We start from the raw sequence: 24264 nt of genomic DNA on the forward strand, positions 1-24264 counted from the left end.
TTACGATCCGCCGGATTCGCCCGTCGCCTTTGTGGCCGCTTCGAGCAGTCGCGAAAAATGTCCCTCGGCCTCGGCGGTCGCCAGGAAGGATACGGTGGTGACGACACAACAGATTTCGCGCTGGGCGTCGAAAACCGGGGCCGCCTTGCCCGTCAGAGCCGAAAACAGATGTTCGTTGAGTTCCGCACCGCCTGCCTCGCGGATGGTGTTGAGAACCTTCACCTCTGGTCGTGCACCGCGAAAGGCGGCCGGCTGCAATTTGCGTACGGCGGCAATTCTGTCCGGCGGCAGGTGAGCCTGAAAAACCAGCCCGCAGGCACTGTTGTCCAGCGGCAGAACATCACCGAGCGCCACGGTGCTGATGGAGAAGCTGGCGCTCCTGTGCCATTGCACCACCGTCGGGCCGCGATCGGTCCAGATCGCCACGCCACAGCTGGCGCCGATCTGTGAGGCCAGATTTTTCATCTGGCGACCGGCAGTCTCGACCGGATTGATTCGTCGCAGCGCGCTGATGCCTATCCCAAGTGCCGCAGGCCCGAGATCGTAGCAACCGCTTGCCGGATCCTGGGTCACCAGTCCTTCCCGCACCAGGCTCTGCATATAACGGTGCGCGGTCGAACGGCCTGTGCCGGCGCGTTTGGCCAGTTCGCCAAGCGCGACTGCTGTCTCCGATTTTGCGAGAAGATCGAGGAAACGCGCCGCGATCGACACGGACTGAATGAGCGCCGAACGCTTCTCGCCCTCGTTCTCAGGCAGATCATCGGCATCGTCATTCATGGCGTTCAAGCCTGTTCCCTCATTTTTGGACTGAACATGCCTAACGCATCGACCGGAAAATCGGAATTGATTTCTGACAGGAAAACCGGCCGTTGCGACGCTTTGCCAATCGTGGCGCTGAGGGGTGGTCGATAAATTTTGTTGTAAATATGGCACATCCCGTTACGGAACCCCGATTGTCCGCAATGCAGAACGTATTCTCTATTGCGAAACAGATAACGCTTCCGTTACTTGAATATGACTTTAATACTCATGTTTATTTAGGGGTGTGTTATGGGGTTTCGCTCTAACGGTCGTTTGATGAACGGGGTCAGCGTTCTGACGCTGGCGACGCTGTTTGTAACGCCGGTCCTGGGTCAGGATCAGCAGGCTGAGACAGCGGGGACGACCGTTCTCAAACCGATCGTCGTGACCGGTGAAAAAGTGGCGCGTGATATGAAGAACACGGCGTCGTCCGTTTCGGTCATATCCAGCGAGAAAATCAAAAAGGAAAAGACCGGCGACCCGACCGTTTCGGATGCGATCAAGGATATTCCGAACGTCGTTTACACCGACAATGTCAGCGCCCCGATCATTCGCGGACAGGACACGCAGGGACCGAATACGGGTTCCATCGCCTTCTTTACCGGCACGGTGCCGCGCGCCACGATCAATGTCGACGGTCATTATCTCGGTTATAACGAGTTCATCTATGGCGCGACCTCCATCTGGGATGTCGACAGCATCGAGGTCTTCCGCGGTCCGCAGACCACCTCACAGGGCGCGAACGCCATTGCCGGCGCCATCCTCGTCAATACCAAAGACCCGACGTTTACGCCGGAAGCGAGCTATCAGGCCGAGATCGGCAATTATCACCAGAAGCGTGGTTCCTTCGCCTTTTCCGGTCCGCTGATCGAAGACGAACTGGCGGCGCGCATGGCGATCGACTATTCCGGTCGTGACACCTTCATCGACTATATCAATTCTGCTTTCGCCCATGACGGCACGGATCAGAACTTCAAGGAGTTCAATGGTCGTTTCAAGCTTCTGTGGGAACCTTCGGAAATCCCCGGTCTTTCGACCAAGCTCACCTATTCCTATAATGCTTCCAATCGTCCAAGCCAGGAAGCGGCGTCGCGTCCTTTCGAGGATCTGAACCACATCACCAACACGATGCCGAGCTTCAGCCAGTATACCAATACCGGCATTCTCGACATCAACTATGATTTCGAGAACGGGGTGAAACTGTTCAACCAGACGCAGTTTTCCTCCTCCATCGCCAAGCGCAGGGTCGGCATTGCCAATACCGGTGATGCCGATATCGACCTGAAAAACACCTCCCACGAAACCCGTGTGACCTTCGGTGATCAGGAGGATGTGCTGAGCGGCGTAGCGGGTATTTTCTACGCACATACGAAAGCCGATGAAGTGCTTTATCTGCGCGGAACATCGCGCTTCAACGACACCAAGGACAATCTCGGTCTCTTCAGCGAACTGAGCTATCGCCTGACGGATCAATGGACGCTGACCGGTGGTCTGCGCTACCAGCAGGACCAGATTCAGCGCAACGGTTACAGAACGCTGAGCGCCACAAGCAGAAGTTCGGTCAATTATGACGAGACTTTCTCTGAGATTCTGCCGAAGGCCTCGCTCGCTTATGCCGTGAATGATGACTGGACGGTGGGCGGTTTAATCAGCCGCGGTTACAATCCCGGCGGTGTCGCATTTGACCTGACGACCAGCAAATGGCGCACCTTCGACAAGGAAACCATCTGGAACTACGAGCTCTTCACCCGCGCCAGCCTGCTGGATGATACGCTGACGATCAACGGCAACCTGTTCTACATGGACATGAAGGATGCGCAGTTCAACGTGCCGATCGTCGTGTCCACGGGCATCAGCGAATCCTACACCGTCAATGCCGAAGAAGCCCATGCTTACGGCCTGGAAATCGGTGCCGACTATCAGGTTCTCGACAATCTGACGCTCAAGGCCAGCGCCGGTTTACTGAAGACGAAAATCGACGAGATTTCCAGCAATTCCGCCTATCTCGGCAAGGAATTCGCCAAGTCGCCCGGGTACAGCTTCACCATCGGCGCCAGCTGGGACGTGACGGACAAGTTCACCGTCTCGGGTCAGGTGCGCCATCTCGACGGTTATTATTCCGACACGGATAACAAGGCCGTTTATGCGATCGAGCCCTATACGATCGCGGATGTGCGGGCGAGCTACAAGTTCCAGGAGGAGCTTGAATTCTACGCTTACGTCAAGAACGTCTTCGACGAGCGTGCGCCGACGCTGATGAAGGAGAACCGCGGCATTGGCGGCATCGAGGCCAGCATGACCGAACCGCGCATGTTCGGCATCGGCGTTCGCGGCACCTTCTGAGCCGTCACCCGAACTGAAAAACAAAAAGGCCTCCGAAATGATTTTCGGAGGTCTCAAGCTGCGGCAAAACTTGTCTTCCGCTTGCCGTCATCCTCGGGCTTGTCCCGAGGATCCAACCACGTAGCGTAAAATCAATCCGTCGCAGATGCTCGGGTCAGGCCCGAGCACGACGAAGGAGAAGTTTTAGGCCCTCGTAAAACCTTGCTTCTCGATCCTGACAAAGCCTCAGAAAAACGCCTGAATGCCCGTCTGCGCCCGGCCGAGGATCAGCGCGTGAACGTCATGCGTGCCCTCATAGGTATTGACCGTTTCAAGGTTCTGGGCGTGGCGCATGACGTGGTATTCGATCTGGATGCCGTTGCCGCCATGCATGTCGCGGGCCTGGCGGGCAATATCCAGCGCCTTGCCGCAATTGTTGCGCTTGACGATGGAGATCATTTCCGGCGCCATCTTGTGCTCGTCCATCAGCCGGCCGACGCGCAGCGATGCCTGAAGGGCGAGCGCGATTTCGGTCTGCATGTCGGCGAGCTTCTTCTGGTAAAGCTGCATGCCGGCCAGCGGCTTGCCGAACTGCTTGCGGTCGAGGCCATATTGAAGGGCACGGAACCAGCAATCTTCGGCAGCGCCGAGCACGCCCCAGGAAATGCCGTAGCGGGCGCGGTTGAGGCAGCCGAACGGACCTTTCAGACCGGAAATATTCGGCAGCAACGCGTCTTCGCCGACTTCGACGCCATCCATGACGATCTCGCCGGTGATCGAGGCGCGCAGCGAAAGTTTGCCGCCGATCTTGGGGGCGGAAAGGCCCTTCATGCCCTTTTCCAGTACGAAGCCGCGGATCTGGTTGTCATGAGCTTCCGATTTCGCCCAGACGACGAAGACATCGGCGATCGGCGCATTGGAAATCCACATTTTCGAACCGCGCAGGCGATAGCCGCCGGCGATCTTTTCGGCGCGGGTCTTCATGCCGCCCGGGTCGGAGCCGGCATCCGGCTCGGTGAGGCCGAAACAGCCGATAAGTTCACCGGAAACGAGGCCGGGCAGATATTTCTTCTTCTGCTCGTCCGAGCCATAGGCGAAGATCGGGTGGATGACGAGCGAGGATTGCACGCTCATCATCGAGCGATAACCGCTGTCGATCCGCTCCACCTCGCGGGCGACGAGGCCGTAAGCCACGTAGCTTGCATTGGCCGCACCATATTCTTCCGGCAGGGTGACCCCGAGCAGGCCGGTGCGGCCCATCAGCCGGAACAGTTCCGGTTCGGTCGTTTCAGAAAGATAGGCTTCCGATACGCGCGGCAGGAGTTCGGATTTGCCGAAGGCGGCGGCGGCGTCGCGGATCATCCGCTCGTCGTCGGTCAGTTGGTCTTCGAGCAGGAAAGGGTCCTGCCAATGGAATGCTGCGCGTTCGCTCACTTTATGCCTCCGGATTTGCTGGCCGGATTATTGGTAATCGGCCCAGATGGCACAAGCCATGTTTACTCATTTTTGCATTACATATAGTAATGGCTCATGACATCTCTCAGCCGCAAACTCCTGCCCTCCACCAGCGCGCTTGCCGCCTTTGATTCCGTTGCCCGGCTTGGCAGCTTTTCGGCTGCTGCGGACGAACTGGCCCTGACGCAAGGGGCGATCAGCCGGCAGGTTATGTCACTGGAAGAGCAGCTTGGCGTGCGCCTGTTTGAGCGCGGCGCGCGCGGCGTTGCGCTGACGGCGGAGGGTAAAACTTACGCGAAATCGATTGCCTCGGCTCTTGGTGAGATACGCTCCGCCTCCCTGCAGCTCATGACCAAAACGCATGGCAATACGCTGAACCTCGCGATGCTGCCCACTTTCGGCACCCGCTGGCTTCTGCCGCGCATCCCCGATTTCGTCTCCAGCCATCCGGAAATCACCATCAATTTCGCCACCCGCATCGGCCAGTTCGATTTCGAGCGTGAACAGCTGGATATGGCAATCCATATCGGTCAGGCGGATTGGCCGGGGGCGGAAAGCACCTTTCTAATGCATGAAATGGTGGCTCCGGTATGCAGCCCCGAGTTTCTCAATACGCATCCAGTAGAAAAGGCAGGGGATCTAGCCGCCCTGCCGTTGCTGCACATGGCCTCGCGGCCGGGGGCGTGGGGCCACTGGTTCGAAAGCCTTGGCCTGTCGCTTGCCCTGCCGCAGGGGATGCGGTTCGAGCAATTCTCCAGCGTGGCACAGGCCTGCATCGCCGGACTTGGCGTCGCGCTGATGCCGCTTTTCCTGATCGACAACGAGTTGAAATCGCGGCAACTGGTCAAAGCCTTCGATCATCAGGCTAAAAGCCCAAGCTCCTATTATGCGGTGGCGCCGCTTTCTCGCGCCAATCACGTTCCGGTCGTGCTGTTTCGCGACTGGCTGGTGCGACAGGTGGAGGCCTATCGCGCAACAAATGGCTTGCCGCTGCAAAAATAACCGCACTTTTTTCGGGCATTTATGTCTTATGCCCAGCTTTTCGCCCATTTTGCCGCCCGGTGGACTCGACAGGGCGGTTTCACTCGACTATCGTGATTAAACGTTTAATCAGCCCTTTCGGTCCATCATGGCGTCTTCACGGCCTGCCACCAATCTGAGCGCGATAGCAGCGGCACTCGGCGTGTCGGTGGCAACCGTGTCCAATGCGCTGTCGGGCAAGGGCCGGGTTTCGCCTGATCTGGCGGAGCGTATCCGCAAGACGGCAAGCGAGCTTGGTTATGTGCCGAGTTCGGCGGGCAGGGCGCTGCGCACCGGCAGATCAGGTGTTCTGGGGCTGGTTCTGCCCGATATTGCCAATCCCCTCTTTCCACAGATTGCGCAGGCCATCGAAAAGGCCGCGGTGAGTGCCGGTTACGGCGTTCTGATCGCCGATGCGCGTGGCGAGATCGCCATGCAGACGGATGCCATCAACCGGCTTATCGAGCGCGGCGTGGATGGAATGGTTATCGTTCCGCGCCGCGGCACGCGCATTACCGATGTCGATTGTCCTGTCGCGGTGATCGACAGCCCCTCGACCCCCGGCAACACTGTTGCAGCCGACCATTGGGATGGCGGCCGGCAGGTTGGCGAATACCTGGCGGCACTTGGCCACAAAAAGGTGGTGCTGGTCGGCAAAAACCGGGATTCCAACGTGCAGAACGACCGCCTCGGTGGCATTCGTGATGGTCTTGGCAAGACCTGCGTTGCACAGACACTGTGGATAGACGCCCTCGAAAAAGCCGATGGCGCGGGTTGCCGGCTTGGCCTTGCCGACAGGGTTGCTGAGGGTTTTACCGCTTTTGCTGCCGTTTCCGATCTGCATGCGCTGCGGGTGCTGACCGAATTGCAGCGCGAGGGCATCGAAGTACCGGAAGAGGCCAGTGTCACCGGCTTCGACGATCTGATTTTCTCGGCCGTGGTCACGCCGCCGCTGACGACGATGCGCATGGATATGGGCCGCATCGCCGATCTTGCGGTTGGAGCGCTGCTGCGCGCCATTGACGATGTCAGCGAAGGCGGCCTCGCCGTCGATGTTACGGCAGAAATCTCGAAAGTACCGATGGCGCTGATCATGCGCGGCTCCACCGGCAAAGCAAAGCATGATGCGATTGAAGCCAAAAAAATCACAGCAGGAGAACTCACACCATGAAAAAGATCATTCTTGCATCGGGCGCTGCCCTGATGCTGACGATGGGAGCCGCTGAGGCGCAAGACAAGACGCTGACGATTTCGGTCTACGCCTTCGCGCAGGACGAATTCAAGGAACTGGTCTATACGCCGTTTGAACAGAAATGCGGCTGCAAGCTGGTCGTCGAGACCGGCAACAGCGTCGAGCGTCTGGCCAAGATGGAAGCCAACAAGGCCAATCCGGTAGTCGATCTCGCCATCGTCTCGATGGCGGATGCTCTTTCCGCCACCCGCAAGGACCTGATCCAGAAGATCGACGCCACCAAGGTGCCGAATATCGAAAACCTCTATGACATCGCCAAGGACCCGAATGGCGACGGCATGAGCGTCGGCGTCAATTTCTACGCCACCTCCATCGTCTACCGCACCGACAAGATGAAGATCGACAGCTGGGCCGATCTCCTGAAGGACGGCATTGTCGATCACGTCGCCTTCCCGAACGTCACCACCAATCAGGGCCCGCCGGCGCTTTATATGCTCGGTAAGGCCATCGGCAAGGACACGCCTGATCTTTCCGGTGCCATCGAGGCCGTGGGTGAAAAGAAGGACGAGATCGTCACTTTCTACGTCAAGTCCTCGCAGCTGGTGCAGCTGATGCAGCAGGAAGAAATCTGGGCAGCGCCGATTGGCCGCTTCTCCTGGGCGCCCTTCACCAAGCTTGACCTGCCGCTTGCCTGGGCCACGCCCAAGGAAGGCCAGACCGGTGGCATGAACGTGCTCGTGGTGCCGAAGGGCACCAAGAATGAGGACCTTGCCCTGCAGTTCATGGATTTCTGGCTTTCGACCGACGTTCAGAAGGCGCTGGCCGAAAAGCTGGTGGACAGCCCGACGAACAGGGAAGTCAAGGTGTCCGACGAGGTGGCGAACAATATCACCTATGGCGATGAAACCGCACGCAGCCTGCAGCTTATCCCGTCCGACGTGACGCTCGATAACCGCGACAAGTGGCTCTCGGAGTGGAACTCCAAGGTCGGGCAATAAGCCAAAATAGTCGAATTCAGTCAGGAACGGGGTGATTTTCAGCGTCCGCAAGGGCTCGCCCCGTTTCAGGAAAAGCGGTTTGGTCGTCCCCTGACCGCTTTTCCAACCTTTTAAAGCCGCAAGCCGGTATCCGGCTTCAAGCGTAACCGGCCACAGCGCCGTTCAGGGAATAAACCAATGTTTCAGAACCGGGCCGAAGCGCTGGCGCTTGCCTTGCCCGCCGCGATTTTTGCGGCGGCGGTTTTTCTTGTGCCGGTCTTCATGCTTTTGTCGGAGGGCTTTCGCACCGCTGACGGCTGGACATTCTCCGCTTATGCCGATTTCTTCTCCGATCCGCTGAACCAGACGGTTTTCCTGCGCACCCTGAAGCTCGGCGCGCTCGTGACCGTTGTTTCGGCGGTGGTGGGGTATGCGGCGGCCTTCGCCATCATCAACCTGTCGCCAGGAACGAAGGGCCATGTGGTCAATCTCGTTGTACTGCCGTTGATGATTTCGCCGGTTGCCCGCACCTATGCGTGGATCGTCATTCTCGGCAGAACCGGCATCGTCAACCAGGCGCTGCAGGCGGTGGGCCTCAGCGACGCGCCGATCCGTATCCTGTTTTCTGAAACGGCTGTTTTTATCGGCCTTCTGCAGCTGTTCCTGCCGTTGATGATCATCTCGCTCATCAGCGCGCTGGAGAACATGCCGAAGGATACGATCGCGGCTGCCCGCGTTCTCGGCGCAAACTGGCTGCAGGTGTTCTGGAAAGTCATCCTGCCGCTCACAAAGGAAGGACTGGTTGTCGGCGGCACGCTGGTCTTTACCGGTTCGCTGACGGCCTATATCACGCCAGCCATCCTCGGCGGCTCCAAGGTGTTGATGCTGGAAACACTGCTTTACCAGCAGGTCACTGTTTCCAACAATTTCGTCGCCGCCAGCGTCATCGCCTTCATCCTGATCGTCATGAGCTTTGCCGCCAATATCCTGCTGAAGCGCATCGCCACCGCAAGGAACAAGAAATGACCCGGCAGCTCTTCATTCCGCTCACACTCCTTCTTGTCGTCGGTTTCCTCATCGGGCCGTTCCTCATCATCGTCGCCGCCTCGTTTTCGGCCGGCGATACGCTTGCCTTTCCGCCGCAGGGCTTTTCGCTGAAGTGGATCGCCAAGGTCTTCACAGTCGAAAGTTTCCGCGAAAGTTTCGCGATGTCGATGTTCCTTGCCATCGGCGGCACGTTCACGGCGCTCATCCTCGGTATTCCCGCCTCCTACGCCATGTCGCGCTACAAACTGCCTTTCGCAGAAACCGTGCGCACCATCGTTTCCGCGCCGATCATCGTGCCCGGCATCATCGTTGGTCTGGCGCTGCTGCGTTATTTCGTCGTGCCTTTCGGCATCGGTATTACGCTTGCCCTGTTTCTCGCCCACACAGCGCTCATCCTGCCCTATGCGGTGCGGGTGGTGTCAGCCAGCCTCAACAATCTGCGCTCGGATATTGAGGAGGCTGCGGTGCTGCTCGGCTCGTCACGGGTCGGCGCGTTTTTCCGGGTGGTGCTGCCGAATATTCGCGGCGGCATCCTGTCGGCCTTCATTCTTGGTTTCGTGACGAGCTTCAATCAGGTGCCGGTATCGCTGTTCCTGTCGGGTCCGGGCGTGCGCACGCTGCCCATCGACATGCTGGGTTACATGGAAATCGTCTTCGATCCTTCCGTGGCCGCCCTTTCTTCGCTGCTCGCCTTCCTGTCCATCGGTATCGTCTTCATGGCCGAACGTTTTCTGGGGTTCTCCCGTTATGTCTGACGCAAATTATCTTTCGCTCAACAAAGTCTCGCTCGCTTATGGCAACAACATTGCCGTGAAGGATCTCGATCTTGATATCCGCAAGGGCGAACTTCTGGCCTTGCTGGGGCCTTCCGGCTGCGGCAAGACGACGACGATGCGCGCCATTGCCGGGCTGATGCCGGTGGCTGGCGGGCGCATCGATCTCGACGGGGCCGATATTACCCGTGTCGCCGCCAACAAGCGCGCCGTCGGTCTGGTGTTCCAGTCTTACGCACTCTTCCCGCATCTGACGGTGTACGAAAACGTCGCCTTCGGCCTGAAACTCAAGGGCATGAGCGGCAAGCCACTGGAGGACAAGGTCGCCTCCGGCCTGAAGTCGGTGGGCCTCTCCAATTTCGCCTCCCGCAAACCGGCCGAGCTTTCCGGCGGCCAGCAGCAGCGCGTGGCATTGGCGCGCTCCATGGTAATGGAGCCAAAGGTGCTGTTGCTCGATGAGCCGCTCTCCAATCTCGATGCCCGCCTGCGGCTTGAAATGCGCACCGAATTGCAGCGTGTGCAGAAGGAAACCGGCGTAACAATGATCTTCGTCACCCATGACCAGATCGAGGCTCTGGCGCTGGCCGACCGCATTGTCGTCATGAAGGGCGGCAAGATCGAGCAGATCGGTACGCCGGAAGAGATCTACAACGCGCCGGTTTCATCCTTCGTGGCTGACTTCGTCGGCTTTGAAAACATCTTCGCGCTGGAAGGCGGCGCGCTGAAAACCGCAAACGGTACAACACCGCTTTCCGGACCAGTCCCTTCAGCATCTGGACTGGCCTGGCGGCCGCGCATGGTCACCCTCGGTTCAGGTCCTTTCCAGGGAACCGTGCGCGGCACATCCTTTGCCGGCAACACCCGCGAATATCTGCTGGATACGCCGCTCGGACCCATCAAGGCGGAAACCGATGCGGCGCTTGCCGCGCATGTCATTGGTGATACGCTCGCCTTTGATCTGCCGGTCGAAAAGGCGGCGAGCCTCAAGGTGTTTAACTGACCATGGGTGTATGGATCGATACCGATATGGGCTTTGACGACATTGCCGCCATCATGGTGGTGCAATCGGCAGGCCTTGCCATCGACGGCATTTCGCTGGTGTTCGGTAATACGACGCTGGAAGCGGTGTGCGGCAATGCCGCCGGAGCGGTCTCAACCTTCGGCTGGTCGATGCCGATCCATCAGGGCCGTACCAAGCCCGTGCTTGGCGCACTCGAAACCGCGCAATGCATTCTGGGCGATAACGGCATTCCGACCGTCGGCCAAAACTTGCCGGATGCGCCAGCCTTGCCGAAAAGCGATGCCTTTGCCGCCCTGTGCAACTGGCTTGAGGGTGATGGCGAAAAGCGCATTCTGGCGCTCGGCCCGCTCACCAATATCGCCGCGGTTTGCCTTGCCCGGCCTGATCTTGCCGCCAGAATTTCCGATCTCACCTGGATGGGTGGCGGCGTGACCAGCGGCAACCATACTGCATCGGCGGAATTCAACGCCTTTGCCGATCCGGAAGCGCTGGCAATCGTTCTGTCCCACGGCCTGCCGTTGCGCATGGTCGATCTCGACACCTGCCGCAAGGTTATGGCCTCGCCGGCCGATGTGCTGCCGATCCGCGATGCCGGCGGCAAAAACGCTGCGCTGATTGCCGATCTGCTGGAAGGTTTCATCGGCATCGCCACCCGCCGTGGCAGAGTCGCCATGGCGCTTTACGATCCCGTTGCCGCCGTTGCCTTTACCTCCGGTCTCATTGGCTGGCGGCAGGCGCGGATCGATGTCGAACTTCATTCCGCCTTGACCCGGGGCAGAACCGTGGTCGAGATGCGCGCCGACAAGGTGGAAACCTTCAATGCGCACTTTGCCGAAACCGTTGATGCCGAAAGTGCGAAGACGGCGATCCTCGAGGCGTTGCGCCGGGAGGCCGCCCGATGAGCGCGAACTCTCCAACACGCGAGCCTGCCGATCTCACCGATGATGCGCTGCGCAGCCGCGCGGTCGCCGCCGCACGTGGCGATGCGCCTTTCGATGTCCTCATCACCGGCGGAACATTGGTGGATGTGGTGACGGGAGAGCTTCGCGCCGCCGATATCGGCATCGTCGGCGCTCTGATCGCCAGCGTGCACGAGCGGGCAAGCCGCAGCGACGCTGCACGGATCATCGATGCGGCAAGTGCCTTTGTCTCGCCGGGCCTCATCGATACACATATGCATGTCGAAAGCTCGATGGTCACGCCGGCCGCCTATGCGGCGGCAGTGGTCGCCCGTGGTGTTACCACCATCGTCTGGGACCCGCATGAATTCGGCAATGTGCATGGTGTGGAAGGGGTGCGCTGGGCGTCGAAGGCAATCGAAAATCTGCCATTGCGCGCCATTTTGCTGGCGCCTTCCTGCGTGCCATCAGCTCCGGGGCTGGAGCGTGGCGGCGCGGACTTTGACGCGACCATTCTCGCCGATATCCTGTCATGGCCGCAGGTTGGCGGCGTTGCGGAAATCATGAATATGCGCGGTGTCATCGAGCGCGATCCGCGCATGGGCGGCATCGTGCAGGCCGGGCTTGCCTCGGGCAAACTGGTCTGCGGCCACGCCCGCGGCCTGAAAGATGCAGATCTCAACGCCTTCATGGCGGCGGGTGTCTCCTCCGATCACGAGCTGGTGTCGGGTGAAGACCTGATGGAAAAGTTGCGGGCGGGGCTTACCATCGAGTTGCGCGGTTCGCATGATCACCTGCTGCCGGAATTTGTGGCGGCGCTGAATGCGCTGGGCCATCTGCCACAGACGGTGACACTCTGCACCGACGATGTCTTCCCGGATGACCTGTTGCAGGGCGGCGGGCTTGACGATGTGGTACGCCGGCTTGTGCGTTACGGTCTGCGCCCCGAATGGGCGCTGCGCGCTGCCACGCTGAATGCCGCGCAGAGGCTCGGCCGTGCCGATCTCGGCCTCATCGCCGCCGGCCGCCGCGCCGATATCGTCATTTTCGAAGATCTGAGCGCCTTTGCGGCCCGTCAGGTGATCGCAAATGGCAGGGCTGTCGCTGAAGGCGGCCGCATGCTGGTAGAGGTTCCCGCCTGCGACGCAACGGCGCTCGAAGGCTCGATGAAGCTGCCGCTTCGTGAGCCCGATGATTTCCGGGTCACATCCGAAGGCACGAAGATACGCCTTGCTACCATCGACCGCCCGCGTTTCACCCAATGGGGCGAGGCGGAAGCCGAGGTGATGGATGGTTTCGTCGTTCCGCCCCAGGGTGCGACGATGATTTCCGTCACCCATCGCCACGGCATGGCCGAGCCGATCACCAGAACCGGATTCCTTACCGGCTGGGGAAACTGGAACGGCGCCTTCGCGACCACCGTCTCGCATGACAGCCACAACCTCACCGTTTTTGGTGGTAATGCCGAGGACATGGCGCTGGCCGCCAATGCGGTGATAAAAGCGGGTGGCGGCATGGCCGTTGCCTCAGAGGGCAAGGTCACCGCACTTCTCCCGTTGCCGCTTTCCGGCCTCGTTTCCGATGCCCCGCTTGAAGACGTGGCAAAGGCTTTCGAAGAATTGCGCGAAGCCGTCGGCAGGGTGGTGGAATGGCAGCCGCCCTATCTCGTCTTCAAGGCCTGCTTCGGCGCCACGCTCGCCTGCAATATCGGCCCGCACCAGACGGATATGGGCATTGCCGATGTGTTGACAGGCAGGGTGATGGAAAGCCCGGTGATTGCCGTTCTCGAATAGCGGCGGCCCGCATCTGCGGGCTGCGGTTCATTCGACCCCGGCCACGTCAGGCGTCTGTGTTTCGCGCGCGGCAATGCGCGCCGCCAACACGAAATTCTTCACCACCGGCGATGTCGTTCCGCGCCGATAGGCGAGCGATATGGAAAGCCGCGGCGGCGGGCCGCTGGAAGGTAATAAGACGATGTTCTGCATTTTGACCTGCGCGACGGATTCCGGCAGGAGGGAAACCCCGAGTTCGGCCGCGACCAGCGACAATATCGAGGCGATTTGCGGTGCCGCCGGCCCTAAGTGCGGCGTGAAACCGGCCTCCTGGCAGGCTTTTATCGATGCATCGTGAAGGCTGGTGCCGACGCTGCGTGGCGTCAGAATGAAAGGGTCGTCGCGCAATTCCATCAGGTCTATGGCGGTGCCGCGCCGCGCGAGCGGATGGGACGCAGGCAGGGCGACCAGAAGCGGTTCGTCAGTGAGCACTTCCTCGAGCAATGTATCGGGATCGGATTGAGAAGGGCGCAAAAGCGCCACGTCCAGCCGATCTTCGAGCAGGGCCGGTGTCAGTGCCAGGGCGGCTGCCTCCATCACCTGAAGCTCCACGTCGGGATATTGGCGTCTGTAGGTGCGGATGCAGGCCGGAACCAGAGGGTTGAGCGCCGCCGTGCCGGTGACGCCTATTCGCAGAATGCCGGTTTCACCGGCTGCTGCCCTGCGGGCGAGCCGGACACCTTCACCCACCTGATGCGGAATATGGGTCACCGCAGCCCGAAAGGCATGGCCCGCCGGTGTCAGTTCCGCACCATGCGCAAGACGCCGGAATAGCCGCACGCCGATTTCCTGTTCCAGAACCTTTATCTGCTGGCTGAGCGGCGGCTGCGCGATTCCCAGATGTTCTGCCGCCCGCGTAAAACTGCCCTCATTGGCGATGGCCAGAAAATAACGGATGTGCCTGAGTTCCATGATATTAGATCCAGATATGATGGGAACGCCTTCCATATATTAGAATGAAAGACTGAGTTGCGCTATAGCTGGGAGCGAAAGGGACAAACCCGATGCGCCAGCTCAAAAAACAGGATTTCACCCCGCCGATCGTCATGACGGAGGAGCCGCCGGATGTGCTGTGGATACGGCAGGGAAGCCGTCAGTTTCGCCGGGCGAGTTGGGCGCTTTTCCTTGCGGGCTTTGCCAGCTTTTCGCTGATCTATTGCGTGCAGCCGCTCCTGCCGGAATTTCCGGCGGAATTCGGCATCAACCCTGCAACTGCATCACTGGCCCTGTCGCTGACGACGGGAACGCTTGCCTTCGCCATTCTGCTCAGCGGAGCCTTTGCCCAGCTCTTCACCCGCCGAAATCTGATGTTCGTTTCGATGATGCTGGCAGCCATCGCCAATATCATTGCGGCAAGCACGCAAGGCTGGGCATGGCTGCTTGCCGCCCGCGCGCTGGAAGGGTTCGTGCTCGGCGGCGTTCCGGCCGTCGCCATGGCTTATCTTGCCGAGGAGATCGAACCTTCCAGTCTCGGCAAGGCGATGGGGCTTTACGTCGGCGGCACGGCGTTCGGTTCCATGGCGGGACGTGTCGGCATGGGGCTGGTGTCCGCCTATACCTCCTGGCAGGTGGCAATGTATGCGCTGGGGGCGGTCTGCATCCTCGCGGCCATCGGCTTCCTGCTGCTACTTCCGCCTTCGCGGAATTTCCGGCCGCAGCACATGCCGCTTAAAAATCATCTGAGAATATGGGCGCAACATCTTGGAAACCCGGAACTTCGGCGGTTCTATTTCCTCGGCGCGATGCTGACGAGCGTGTTCACCACCGTTTTCAACTATTGCGCCTTTCGCCTCGTCGCGCCGCCTTACGAATTGGGCCGCACGGCCGTCAGCATGATTTTCCTGACCTTTGCCCTGGGTATCGTCGCGTCCTCCTATGGCGGGGCGCTGGTCGACCGGTTCAGCCGGCGGATCATGCTGGTGGTTGCCTTTTCCACCATCCTTGTCGGTATCCTGCTCACATTCGCCTCAAGCATCATCCTCATCGTGGCGGGGATTGCGGCGATAACCATCGGATTTTTCATCGGGCATTCGGCTGCCAGCAGTGGAGTGGGCGCAAATGCGGGGGCCGCCAAAAGCCATGCTTCCGCGCTTTATCTGCTGTTTTATTATTGCGGAGCGAGCATTACCGGCTGGGTCGGCGGCTGGTTCTGGATCCATGCCGGCTGGCCCGGCATCATGGCCATCACCGCCGGCTGCGCGCTTGCCGGAATTTTTGTCAGCCTTGCGCGCCCGGGCACGCGGCGCGCCTGAGCGGCCATCGCGTCGGCCGGGGCGTCACTCCACCGCCAGTTCCTGCTCCACCAGCGTCGCCCAGAACGCAACGCCCGGCACGATGGCCGCATCGTTGAAGTCGTAGGAGGTGTTGTGGTGCAGCGCGCCATCCACCGCCGGGCCATTGCCCAGCCAGACATAACAGCCGGGGGCTTCACCAGCGAAGAAAGCGAAGTCGTCGCCGGCGGTTGAGGGCGGGAAGGCGGTGCGGGCTTTGGTGCCGAACACCGTTTTGGCGGCTCGAAGCGCCCGTTTCGTCGATTCTGTCTCGTTGATGACGGGGGGAATGCGCCGGATGAATTCGTAATGCGCCTCGATGCCGAACATCGCCGCCGTGCCTTTGGCCATCCTGCCGATTTCCGCTTCCAGCTGGTCGCGTACCTCAGCTGCATAGGCGCGCGCCGTGCCACCGATTTCAACGAGATCGGGAATGACGTTGAGTGCCTTTGGATCACCCGCCTGAACCGAGCAGGCGCTGACCACGGCGGGCTGCAACGGATCGACGATGCGGCCGACGATGGTTTGCAGCGAAGCGAGGAAGGTGCCGGCAGCTGTTATGGGGTCACGGCCGAGATGTGGCTTGGCGCCATGGGTGCCGACACCCTTGAAGGTCACGCGCCAGCTGTCGGAAGAGGCAAGCTGCGGGCCTTCCACCACGGCCATTTCATCGATGCCGAGCCCCGGCATATTGTGCAGGCCATAGACTGCATCGCAGGGAAACAGCGAGAAAAGCCCGTCCTCCACCATTTTTTTCGCGCCGCCGCGGCCTTCTTCGGCCGGCTGGAAGATGAAATGCACGGTGCCGGAAAAATCGCGGGTCTTTGCGAGATAGCGCGCAGCACCCAGCAGCATGGCGGTGTGGCCATCATGGCCGCAGGCATGCATCTTGCCGGGAAATTTCGATTTATAGGGCCTGTCGGGAATTTCCGGCATGGCAAGCGCATCCATGTCGGCACGCAGGCCGATGTTGCGGGTGCCGTTGCCCACCTGCAGGGTGCCCACGACGCCGGTGCCGCCAAGGCCGCGATGCACCTTCACCCCGGCCCGTTCCAGAAGATCGGCGACGATGGCGCTGGTTCTCTCCTCTTCGAAACCCAGTTCCGGATGCGCGTGCAGATCGTGGCGAAGCTCCGTCAGGAATGGCAGGTCTTCACCGATCCGGTCCAGCAGTCTCATGGGCAGCTTGTCCTTGAATATGGGAAAAACCCGAGTCATAGGTGGGTTCGTCCGAATGCCTGTTGCTTTGTTCCCTTCTAGCTGAAAAAGCCAATGAAATGAACCCGCCGCATGTATGCGGTTGCTGAAATGCCCGATATGCCGAACGGGGTTGGCGTGGCTGGAAAAACCGCGTCCGCTTTGCGCCATCCCGGTCCTGAAAGGAAAACCGATGCCGTCATCCGCATCGCCTGATACCCAGTCACCGACCGCTCCTCATGAGTTCTGGCAGGTGATAGCTGCTCCCCGCACATTTGAAACGGCCGGGCCGCATTCATCCTTCTTCCCGGCCGTCCTGGATGATGGAAGGCAGATTTGCCTGCCGATAAGGCCGCTCGCGGATGGTGAACATGCGCTTGCCTCGCTCATCGTCAATCAGGCTTCTTTTGAGGTGCTTGAAGTGCTCGCGGCTGATCTTGCCCGCAAGCTTTCCGTCTTTGAGCCGGATGTCGTCATCGGCCTGCCGACGCTCGGTCTGACGCTTGCCGCCGCCGTTGCCCGCCATCTTGGCCATTCCCGTTACGTACCGCTCGGCACCTCACGCAAATTCTGGTATCTGGAGGAACTGTCGGTGCCCATGTCCTCCATCACCACCAAACAGGAAAAGCGACTTTACATCGATCCGCGTATGTTGCCGCTCATCGAGGGCAGGCGGGTGGCGCTGGTGGATGATGTCATCTCCAGCGGCAGTTCCATCATTTCAGGTCTTTCGCTTCTCGCGTCGTCCGGCATTCAGCCCGTCGTCATCGGCGCGGCCATGCTGCAATCGGATCGCTGGCGGCAAAAAATCGCCGCTTTCGGGCCGGAATGGGCAGAGCGGGTGAGGGGTGTTTTCACCACGCCGCTGTTAACGAAAGCGCAAGGCGGCTGGCTGGCTTGACGTTGCGCAAATTCCGGCAAAACGCAAGTGGTGATAATTTCATCATTGCCTAATTTGCGTCTTGCGAAGCTGCGAGAGATCGTCCTAAGATCACCTTCGACAGATTATAGCGCCCGGCGAAAAACGCGCCGGTTTGCTTTCGTTCGGTGTCATTCCGGCGTCTGCCCGCCCCCTTTGGTTTTGCCGCTTTACTGGAATTTCTTCCCATGCATGCAGTGTTCGACGGTCATAATGATGTGCTGCTTCGGTTGTGGCGCAACAGCAAGGCCGGTGCCGATCCGGTTGCGGAATTCAGAAACGGTACGCGGGAAGGCCATATCGATGGTCCCCGCGCCAGGGCCGGCGGTCTTGGCGGCGGGATCTGCGCCATCTACATCCCCTCCGGCGACCTCATCTTGCAGGAGCCGGATGAAAGCGGTCACTATGATACGCCACTTGCCGCGCCGCTGGAGCGCTTGCCTTCGCTCGATATCGCCATGGAGAAGGCTGCAATTGCGCTGAGGCTCGATCGCGCTGGCGCCTGGCGGCTTTGCCGTTCCACGGCCGATATCCGCAAGGCCTTTGCCGAAGACGTTTTTGCCGCGGTGCTGCACATGGAAGGCTGCGAGGCGATCGGTGCCGATCTTGATGCGCTCGAGGTATTTTATGCCGCCGGCCTGCGCTCGCTGGGTCCGGTCTGGAGCCGGCACAATGTTTTCGGCCATGGCGTTCCCTTTTCTTATCCCATGTCGCCCGATACCGCGCCCGGTCTCACCGATGCCGGTTTTTCGCTGGTGAAGGAATGCAACCGGCTGGGCATTCTCGTCGATCTGGCGCATATCACCGAAAAAGGCTTCTGGGATGTGGCCAAGACCACCAACCAGCCGCTGATCGCAAGCCATTCCAACGCGCACGCGCTTACCCCCGTTGCCCGTAATCTCACCGACCGCCAGTTGGACGCCGTCAAGGACAGTCACGGTCTGGTCGGTCTCAACTATGCCGTGACCATGCTCAGGCCGGATGCGCGCGACATTGCCGACACGCCGCTTTCCGACATGGTGCGCCATATCGACTATATGGTGGAACGCATGGGTATTGACTGCGTGGCGCTCGGATCGGATTTCGACGGCGCGACAGTACCCGTTGGCATTGCGGATGCGAGCGGCAACCACAATCTGGTTGCGGCGCTGAAATCGGCAGGTTACGGTGACGGGGAGTTGGCCAAAATCTGCCGGGAAAACTGGCTGCGCGTTCTGTCCCAGGCCTGGTACGAACCGGCCTGAAGACGCCCTATAGCGAATGAAATCAATCTTATAACAAAAGGGGAGATCCTATGATCAAATCGCTCAACAAATCCATGCGTATTCTCAGCACCAGCGCCGCTCTGTCGCTGATGATGCTGTCGGCTCCGCACGCTTTCGCCGCCACGCCGGCCGATACCCTGGTCGAAGGTTTTGCCATCGACGACATCATCACGCTCGATCCGGGCGAAGCCTTCGAACTGTCCGCCGCCGAAGTTACCGGCAACACCTACAGCAAGCTGGTCTCCATCGATCTCAACGACACGTCCAAGGTCATCGGCGATCTGGCCGAGAGCTGGACGACCTCCGAAGACGGCCTGACCTATACCTTCAAGCTGAAATCCGGCCTGAAATTTGCCTCCGGCAATCCGATCACCGCTGACGATGTGGCATTCTCCTTCGAGCGTGCCGTCAAGCTCGACAAGTCGCCGGCATTCCTGCTGACGCAGTTCGGCCTCAAGGGCGACAACGTCAATGAAAAAGCCAAGGCTGCGGATGCGAACACCTTCGTGCTGACGGTTGACAAGCCCTATGCGCCGAGCTTCGTGCTGAACGTGCTCACCGCAACCGTCGCTTCGGTGGTCGACAAGAAGCTCATCACCGAAAAGGCGAAGTCCGTTACCCCGAGCGCGGACTACAAATACGACACGGATTTCGGCAATGAATTCCTGAAGACCGGTTATGCCGGTTCCGGCCCTTACAAGATCCTCGGCTGGAAGGCCAACGAGGCCGTCATCCTCGAAGCCAACCCGAATTATTATGGTGAGAAGCCGAAGCTGAAGCGCGTCGTCTATCGCCACATGAAGGAAAGCTCCGGCCAGCGCCTGGCGCTTGAGAACGGCGATATCGATGTTGCCCGTAACCTTGAGCCGGGTGACATGGAAGCCGTTTCCAAGAAGGAAGGTCTTGCCGTCACTTCCGCGCCCAAAGGCACCGTTTATTACTTCAGCCTCAACCAGAAGAACGAGAACCTGAAGAAGCCTGAGGTCATCGAGGCTTTCAAATATCTCGTCGATTATGACGCGATCGGCGCGACGATCATCAAGGGTATCGGCGAAGTTCACCAGACCTTCCTGCCGAAGGGTCAGCTCGGTGCGCTTGACGAAAACCCCTATAAGCTCGACGTCGTCAAGGCCAAGGAACTTCTCGCAAAGGCTGGCCTGAAGGACGGTTTCACCGTGACCATGGATGTGCGTAACACGCAGCCGGTGACCGGCATTGCCGAAAGCGTGCAGCAGACGCTGGCGCAGGCCGGCATCAAGCTGGAAATCATTCCGGGCGATGGCAAGCAGACGCTGACGAAATACCGCGCCCGCACCCATGATATCTACATCGGTCAGTGGGGTTCGGACTATTTCGACCCGAATTCGAATGCCGAAACCTTCACCATCAACTACGACAATTCGGATGAGGGCAAGAACAAGACGCTCGCCTGGCGCAATGCCTGGGACGTTCCTGACCTGACCAAGGAAACCCAGTCGGCGCTGCTGGAAAAGGACACTGCCAAGCGTGCCGCCATCTACGAAAACCTGCAGAAGGAAGTTCTGGCGAAGGGTCCCTTCGTCATCATCTTCCAGCAGACAGAAGTGGCGGGTTATTCCGCAAAGCTCCAGGGCCTGAAGCTCGGACCGAGCTTTGACACCAACTACGTCTACACGATCTCGAAGTGATGATCCGGAAGGATCGGTCTCTTGAGTATTGTTGAAGCAAACAGCAGGGCGAGGCAGGGCAAACGCCGTGCCAACGCCCGTGTGAAAGCCATTCTTGGCTTCGCCGTCACCGTCATCACCACCTTTCTGGGGCTGATGGCGGTCACATTTTTCATTGGCCGTGTGGTGCCGATCGATCCCGCGCTGGCGATCGTCGGCGACCGCGCGCCTGCGCATGTGGTTGAGCGGGTGCGCGAGCAGCTTGGCCTCAACCTGCCGCTCTGGCAGCAGTTTTTCCTTTATCTGAAGCAGGCGCTTTCGGGGGATTTCGGCATCTCCGTCCTCACCACCAATCCTGTCATGGAGGACATCAAGCGGGTGTTCCCGGCGACGATCGAGCTTGCCACGATCGGCACCATCATCGGCGCCGTCTTCGGCATTCCGCTCGGCGTTCTCGCCGCCGTCAAACGCGGCAGTTTTGCCGATCAGGTAGTGCGCGTCATCGGCCTCATCGGTTATTCCGTGCCGATATTCTGGCTCGGCCTGCTGGCGCTGCTGGTGTTTTACGCCCGGCTGCAATGGGTCGCTTATCCCGGCCGCATGGATATCGTCTATGAATTCACCTTCACTCCGGTGACGGGCTTTTTCCTGATCGACGCGATCTGGCAGCGGCAATGGGACGTGCTGTGGGATCTGTTCCGCCACATCATCCTGCCCGCCTCTCTGCTCGGTTATTTTTCGCTGGCCTATATCAGCCGCATGACGCGCTCCTTCATGCTGAACGAGCTCGCCCAGGAATATATCGTTGCGGCCCGCGCCAAGGGGCTTTCGGAAACCCGCATCATCTGGTTCCACGCGCTGCGCAATGCCGCCGTGCCGCTGGTGACCGTGATTGCGCTCTCCTATGCCGGTCTACTCGAAGGTTCGGTGCTGACCGAAACCATCTTCGCCTGGCCGGGCCTCGGCCTCTACATCACCAATTCCCTGCAGAACGCGGATATGAATGCCGTTCTTGGCGGCACGATCGTGATCGGCGCCATCTTCGTCGGCATCAATCTCTTCTCCGATCTGCTTTACCGGACGCTCGATCCAAGGACGCGCAGCCGATGACGATTTCGACTGATACACTCAAGCCCTATAGCCGCGAATGGCTGCTCTCCGACCGGCCGTCCTCGCGCAGACAGGCACGGCTTGGCCGCGCCTATGTCATCTGGCGGCGGTTTTCAGAAAACCGGCTAGCGCTGCTTGGCCTCGGCATCATCATCGCGCTGCTCTTCGTCGCGCTGTTTGCCGATGTGCTGGCCCCGCACAACCCGGTGCAGGGTGATCTGCGCAACGCCCGGCTTTTGCCGCCCGGCACCGAGGGTTATCTGCTCGGCACCGACGATCAGGGGCGGGATATTCTCTCGCGGCTCATCCACGGTTCGCGGCTCACTTTGTTCGTGGTGCTGCTGGTGGCGATTATCGCCGCACCCATCGGGCTTATCGTCGGCACTGTCTCGGGTTATGCCGGCGGCTGGGTCGATGCCATTCTGATGCGCATCACTGATATCTTTCTCGCCTTCCCGAAGCTGGTTCTGGCGCTCGCGCTGGTGGCGGCACTCGGGCCGGGCATTGAAAATGCGGTGCTCGCCATCGCGGTCACCTCGTGGCCGCCCTATGCGCGTATCGCGCGCGCCGAAACCATGACGTTCCGCAATTCCGATTTCATCGCGGCTGTGAAGCTCATGGGCGCGTCGCCCTTCCGCATCGTCTTGAAACACGTCATGCCGCTGTGCATGTCGTCGCTCATCGTGCGTGTGACGCTCGATATGGCGGGCATCATCCTCACTGCTGCCGGTCTTGGTTTTCTCGGTCTTGGTGCCCAGCCGCCGCTACCGGAATGGGGGGCGATGATCGCGTCGGGACGCCGGTTCATTCTTGATCAGTGGTGGGTGGCGGCCATGCCGGGTATCGCGATCCTGATTGTCAGCCTCGGTTTCAACCTTCTGGGCGATGGCCTGCGTGATGCGCTGGATCCCAAGGAGGCAGGCCAATGAGTGCGCCGCTTCTGACCGTTCAGAATCTCCGCGTGTCTTTCCCCACCCGCACCGGGCTGGTGGAAGCGGTGCGCGGTGTCTCGTTCACGCTTGGGCGCGAACGCCTCGGTATCGTTGGCGAATCCGGCTCGGGCAAGTCGCAGACGGGCCGCGCCATCATGGGGCTGACCCCGAAAAGCGCACGCATCGAGGCTGATACACTGCGTTTTGGTGATATCGATCTGCTCAGCGCTTCTGCGAAGGAAAGGCGGATCATGCGCGGCAAGCGCATGGCCATGATCCTGCAGGACCCGAAATATTCCCTGAACCCGGTGATGACCATCGGCCGCCAGATCATGGAAACCTTGCGGACCCATGAAAAGATCGGCAGCGGCGAGGCGCGTCAACGCACGCTTGCGATGCTTGAGGCCGTGCAGATCCGTGACCCCGAGCGCGTTTTCAATCTTTACCCGCACGAGGTCTCCGGCGGCATGGGTCAGCGTGTCATGATTGCCATGATGCTGGTCTGCGGTCCGGAACTGCTGATCGCCGATGAGCCGACTTCGGCGCTTGACGTGACGGTTCAGCTGGAAGTGCTCGATATTCTCGACAGGCTGGTGCGCGACCGTGGCATGGGGCTGATCTTCGTCAGCCACGATCTGCGGCTCGTATCCTCCTTCTGCGACCGTGTTCTCGTCATGTATGCCGGCAAGGTGGTGGAGGAGCTGTCTTCCGCCAATCTGAAGGAAGCCAAACACCCCTATACGCAAGGGCTTTTGAACTGCCTGCCGGAAATTGGCAGTCACCGCCATCCGCTGCCCGTTCTGGAACGCAAGCCGGAGTGGCGCGCATGAGCACAGTTCTTTCCATCAAAGACATGGTGGTGGATTTCGACGGTTACATCGCACTCGACAGCGTCAGCGTCGATGTGGCCGAGGGTGAATCTTTCGGTATCGTCGGCGAATCCGGTTCCGGCAAATCCACGCTGCTGCGCGCCATTGCCGGTCTCAACCATTTCGATGAAGGCTCGCTGATGGTGGCCGGTCGCTCCTATCAGGGAAAGCACCGGGACAAGAGTTTCTATAGCGATGTGCAGATGGTGTTTCAGGACCCTTATGGTTCGCTGCACCCACGCCAGACGGTGGATGCGCTGCTGCTCGAACCGCTGGTCATCCACGGTCTCGACAATCGCGAGCAGCGCATTGCCCGGGCATTGGACGAGGTGGGCCTCGGCTCCGGCTTCCGCTTCCGTTATTCGCACCAGCTGTCCGGCGGCCAGCGCCAGCGCATCGCCATTGCCCGTGCGCTGATCGTCGAGCCGAAAATCCTGCTGCTGGATGAGCCGACTTCGGCGCTCGACGCCTCTATTCAGGCCGAAATCCTCAATCTTCTGGAACAGGCCCGCAAGGACCGTAACCTCACCTTTGTCATGGTCAGCCACGATCTCGGCGTCATCAGCCACATGTGCGATCGTCTGGCGGTTATGAAAAGCGGCAAGGTGGTGGAAATGCTGGAGGCCGAGGCGCTGGAAAGCCGCGAATTCAGCGCGGATTATACAAGGCAGCTGCTGGTGGCGAGTGAGGGTTTCAAACGCGCTTGATGGCGTGAGG

At 59.9% G+C, this 24264-nt stretch carries 21 protein-coding genes; 17 read left to right on the forward strand and 4 right to left on the reverse strand.

Translation table 11 applies throughout. The features are described from left to right. On the reverse strand, positions 1–777 hold the full coding sequence (locus PL640_RS18760) for an IclR family transcriptional regulator (protein WP_271363048.1): 777 nt from the start codon (positions 775–777) through the stop codon (positions 1–3). A gap of 300 nt (positions 778–1077) precedes the next feature. Between PL640_RS18760 and PL640_RS18765 the strand changes: the two genes are divergently transcribed. Then, positions 1078–3144: a TonB-dependent receptor gene (locus tag PL640_RS18765; protein ID WP_269702596.1), complete on the forward strand. Its 2067-nt coding sequence runs from the start codon at positions 1078–1080 to the stop codon at positions 3142–3144. A gap of 225 nt (positions 3145–3369) precedes the next feature. Here the strand turns inward: PL640_RS18765 and PL640_RS18770 are convergent, their stop codons facing one another. After that, entirely contained in the window at positions 3370–4557 is a 1188-nt protein-coding gene (locus PL640_RS18770) for an acyl-CoA dehydrogenase (RefSeq protein ID WP_271363023.1), read from the reverse strand. Between the two features lie 96 nt (positions 4558–4653). Here PL640_RS18770 and PL640_RS18775 point away from each other — a divergent pair, with 96 nt between their 5' ends. The 8 genes from PL640_RS18775 to PL640_RS18810 all read left to right on the forward strand — a co-directional run bounded on the left by PL640_RS18775 (position 4654) and on the right by PL640_RS18810 (position 13300). Continuing rightward, entirely contained in the window at positions 4654–5580 is a 927-nt protein-coding gene (locus PL640_RS18775; RefSeq protein WP_271363024.1) for a LysR family transcriptional regulator, read from the forward strand. Between the two features lie 127 nt (positions 5581–5707). Then, positions 5708–6769 carry a LacI family DNA-binding transcriptional regulator gene (locus PL640_RS18780; protein WP_271363025.1) on the forward strand — a complete coding sequence of 354 codons (1062 nt, stop codon included), beginning with the start codon at positions 5708–5710 and terminating at the stop codon, positions 6767–6769. Then, the gene (locus PL640_RS18785; protein ID WP_271363026.1) at positions 6766–7788 is read left to right on the forward strand and encodes an ABC transporter substrate-binding protein; all 1023 of its coding nucleotides are present in this window, start codon (positions 6766–6768) and stop codon (positions 7786–7788) included. The genes PL640_RS18780 and PL640_RS18785 overlap by 4 nt, the downstream gene beginning before the upstream one ends. Positions 7789–7965: 177 nt before the next feature. Beyond that, the gene (locus PL640_RS18790) at positions 7966–8793 is read left to right on the forward strand and encodes an ABC transporter permease (protein WP_142842853.1); all 828 of its coding nucleotides are present in this window, start codon (positions 7966–7968) and stop codon (positions 8791–8793) included. Continuing rightward, entirely contained in the window at positions 8790–9569 is a 780-nt protein-coding gene (locus tag PL640_RS18795; RefSeq protein ID WP_125146475.1) for an ABC transporter permease, read from the forward strand. The genes PL640_RS18790 and PL640_RS18795 overlap by 4 nt, the downstream gene beginning before the upstream one ends. Next, the gene (locus PL640_RS18800) at positions 9562–10587 is read left to right on the forward strand and encodes an ABC transporter ATP-binding protein (RefSeq protein WP_271363027.1); all 1026 of its coding nucleotides are present in this window, start codon (positions 9562–9564) and stop codon (positions 10585–10587) included. The genes PL640_RS18795 and PL640_RS18800 overlap by 8 nt, the downstream gene beginning before the upstream one ends. A gap of 2 nt (positions 10588–10589) precedes the next feature. Then, positions 10590–11510 carry a nucleoside hydrolase gene (locus PL640_RS18805; protein ID WP_271363028.1) on the forward strand — a complete coding sequence of 307 codons (921 nt, stop codon included), beginning with the start codon at positions 10590–10592 and terminating at the stop codon, positions 11508–11510. Continuing rightward, the gene (locus PL640_RS18810) at positions 11507–13300 is read left to right on the forward strand and encodes an adenine deaminase (RefSeq protein WP_271363029.1); all 1794 of its coding nucleotides are present in this window, start codon (positions 11507–11509) and stop codon (positions 13298–13300) included. Before PL640_RS18805 ends, PL640_RS18810 begins: the two co-directional genes overlap by 4 nt. A 27-nt stretch (positions 13301–13327) precedes the next feature. On the opposite strand, the gene PL640_RS18815 is transcribed toward PL640_RS18810, so the two are convergent. Next, the gene (locus PL640_RS18815; protein WP_269702610.1) at positions 13328–14251 is read right to left on the reverse strand and encodes a LysR family transcriptional regulator; all 924 of its coding nucleotides are present in this window, start codon (positions 14249–14251) and stop codon (positions 13328–13330) included. 92 nt (positions 14252–14343) lie between these two features. Here PL640_RS18815 and PL640_RS18820 point away from each other — a divergent pair, with 92 nt between their 5' ends. After that, positions 14344–15591 (forward strand): MFS transporter, encoded by a 1248-nt coding sequence (locus PL640_RS18820; protein ID WP_271363030.1) that lies wholly within the window; start codon positions 14344–14346, stop codon positions 15589–15591. A gap of 24 nt (positions 15592–15615) precedes the next feature. On the opposite strand, the gene PL640_RS18825 is transcribed toward PL640_RS18820, so the two are convergent. Then, positions 15616–16788: a M20 aminoacylase family protein gene (locus tag PL640_RS18825; RefSeq protein ID WP_271363031.1), complete on the reverse strand. Its 1173-nt coding sequence runs from the start codon at positions 16786–16788 to the stop codon at positions 15616–15618. A 211-nt stretch (positions 16789–16999) separates the two neighbouring features. Here PL640_RS18825 and PL640_RS18830 point away from each other — a divergent pair, with 211 nt between their 5' ends. The 7 genes from PL640_RS18830 to PL640_RS18860 all read left to right on the forward strand — a co-directional run bounded on the left by PL640_RS18830 (position 17000) and on the right by PL640_RS18860 (position 24254). Next, entirely contained in the window at positions 17000–17707 is a 708-nt protein-coding gene (locus tag PL640_RS18830) for a phosphoribosyltransferase (RefSeq protein ID WP_271363032.1), read from the forward strand. Between the two features lie 206 nt (positions 17708–17913). After that, complete coding sequence (locus tag PL640_RS18835) at positions 17914–18969, forward strand: dipeptidase (RefSeq protein WP_271363033.1); 1056 nt, start codon at positions 17914–17916, stop codon at positions 18967–18969. A gap of 50 nt (positions 18970–19019) precedes the next feature. After that, on the forward strand, positions 19020–20657 hold the full coding sequence (locus tag PL640_RS18840; RefSeq protein ID WP_142842844.1) for an ABC transporter substrate-binding protein: 1638 nt from the start codon (positions 19020–19022) through the stop codon (positions 20655–20657). 21 nt (positions 20658–20678) lie between these two features. Then, a complete protein-coding gene (locus tag PL640_RS18845; RefSeq protein WP_142842843.1) occupies positions 20679–21746 on the forward strand; it encodes an ABC transporter permease in 1068 nt (355 codons plus the stop codon). Beyond that, positions 21743–22675, forward strand: coding sequence for an ABC transporter permease (locus PL640_RS18850; RefSeq protein ID WP_142842842.1), 933 nt, complete (start codon positions 21743–21745; stop codon positions 22673–22675). The genes PL640_RS18845 and PL640_RS18850 overlap by 4 nt, the downstream gene beginning before the upstream one ends. Then, positions 22672–23508: an ABC transporter ATP-binding protein gene (locus tag PL640_RS18855; RefSeq protein WP_271363034.1), complete on the forward strand. Its 837-nt coding sequence runs from the start codon at positions 22672–22674 to the stop codon at positions 23506–23508. Before PL640_RS18850 ends, PL640_RS18855 begins: the two co-directional genes overlap by 4 nt. Next, a complete protein-coding gene (locus PL640_RS18860) occupies positions 23505–24254 on the forward strand; it encodes an ABC transporter ATP-binding protein (RefSeq protein WP_142842840.1) in 750 nt (249 codons plus the stop codon). Before PL640_RS18855 ends, PL640_RS18860 begins: the two co-directional genes overlap by 4 nt. The last annotated feature ends 10 nt before the right edge of the window (positions 24255–24264 follow it).

Source organism: Agrobacterium sp. ST15.16.024 (genome assembly GCF_027956545.1).
Classification (GTDB): Bacteria; Pseudomonadota; Alphaproteobacteria; order Rhizobiales; family Rhizobiaceae; genus Agrobacterium; species Agrobacterium cucumeris.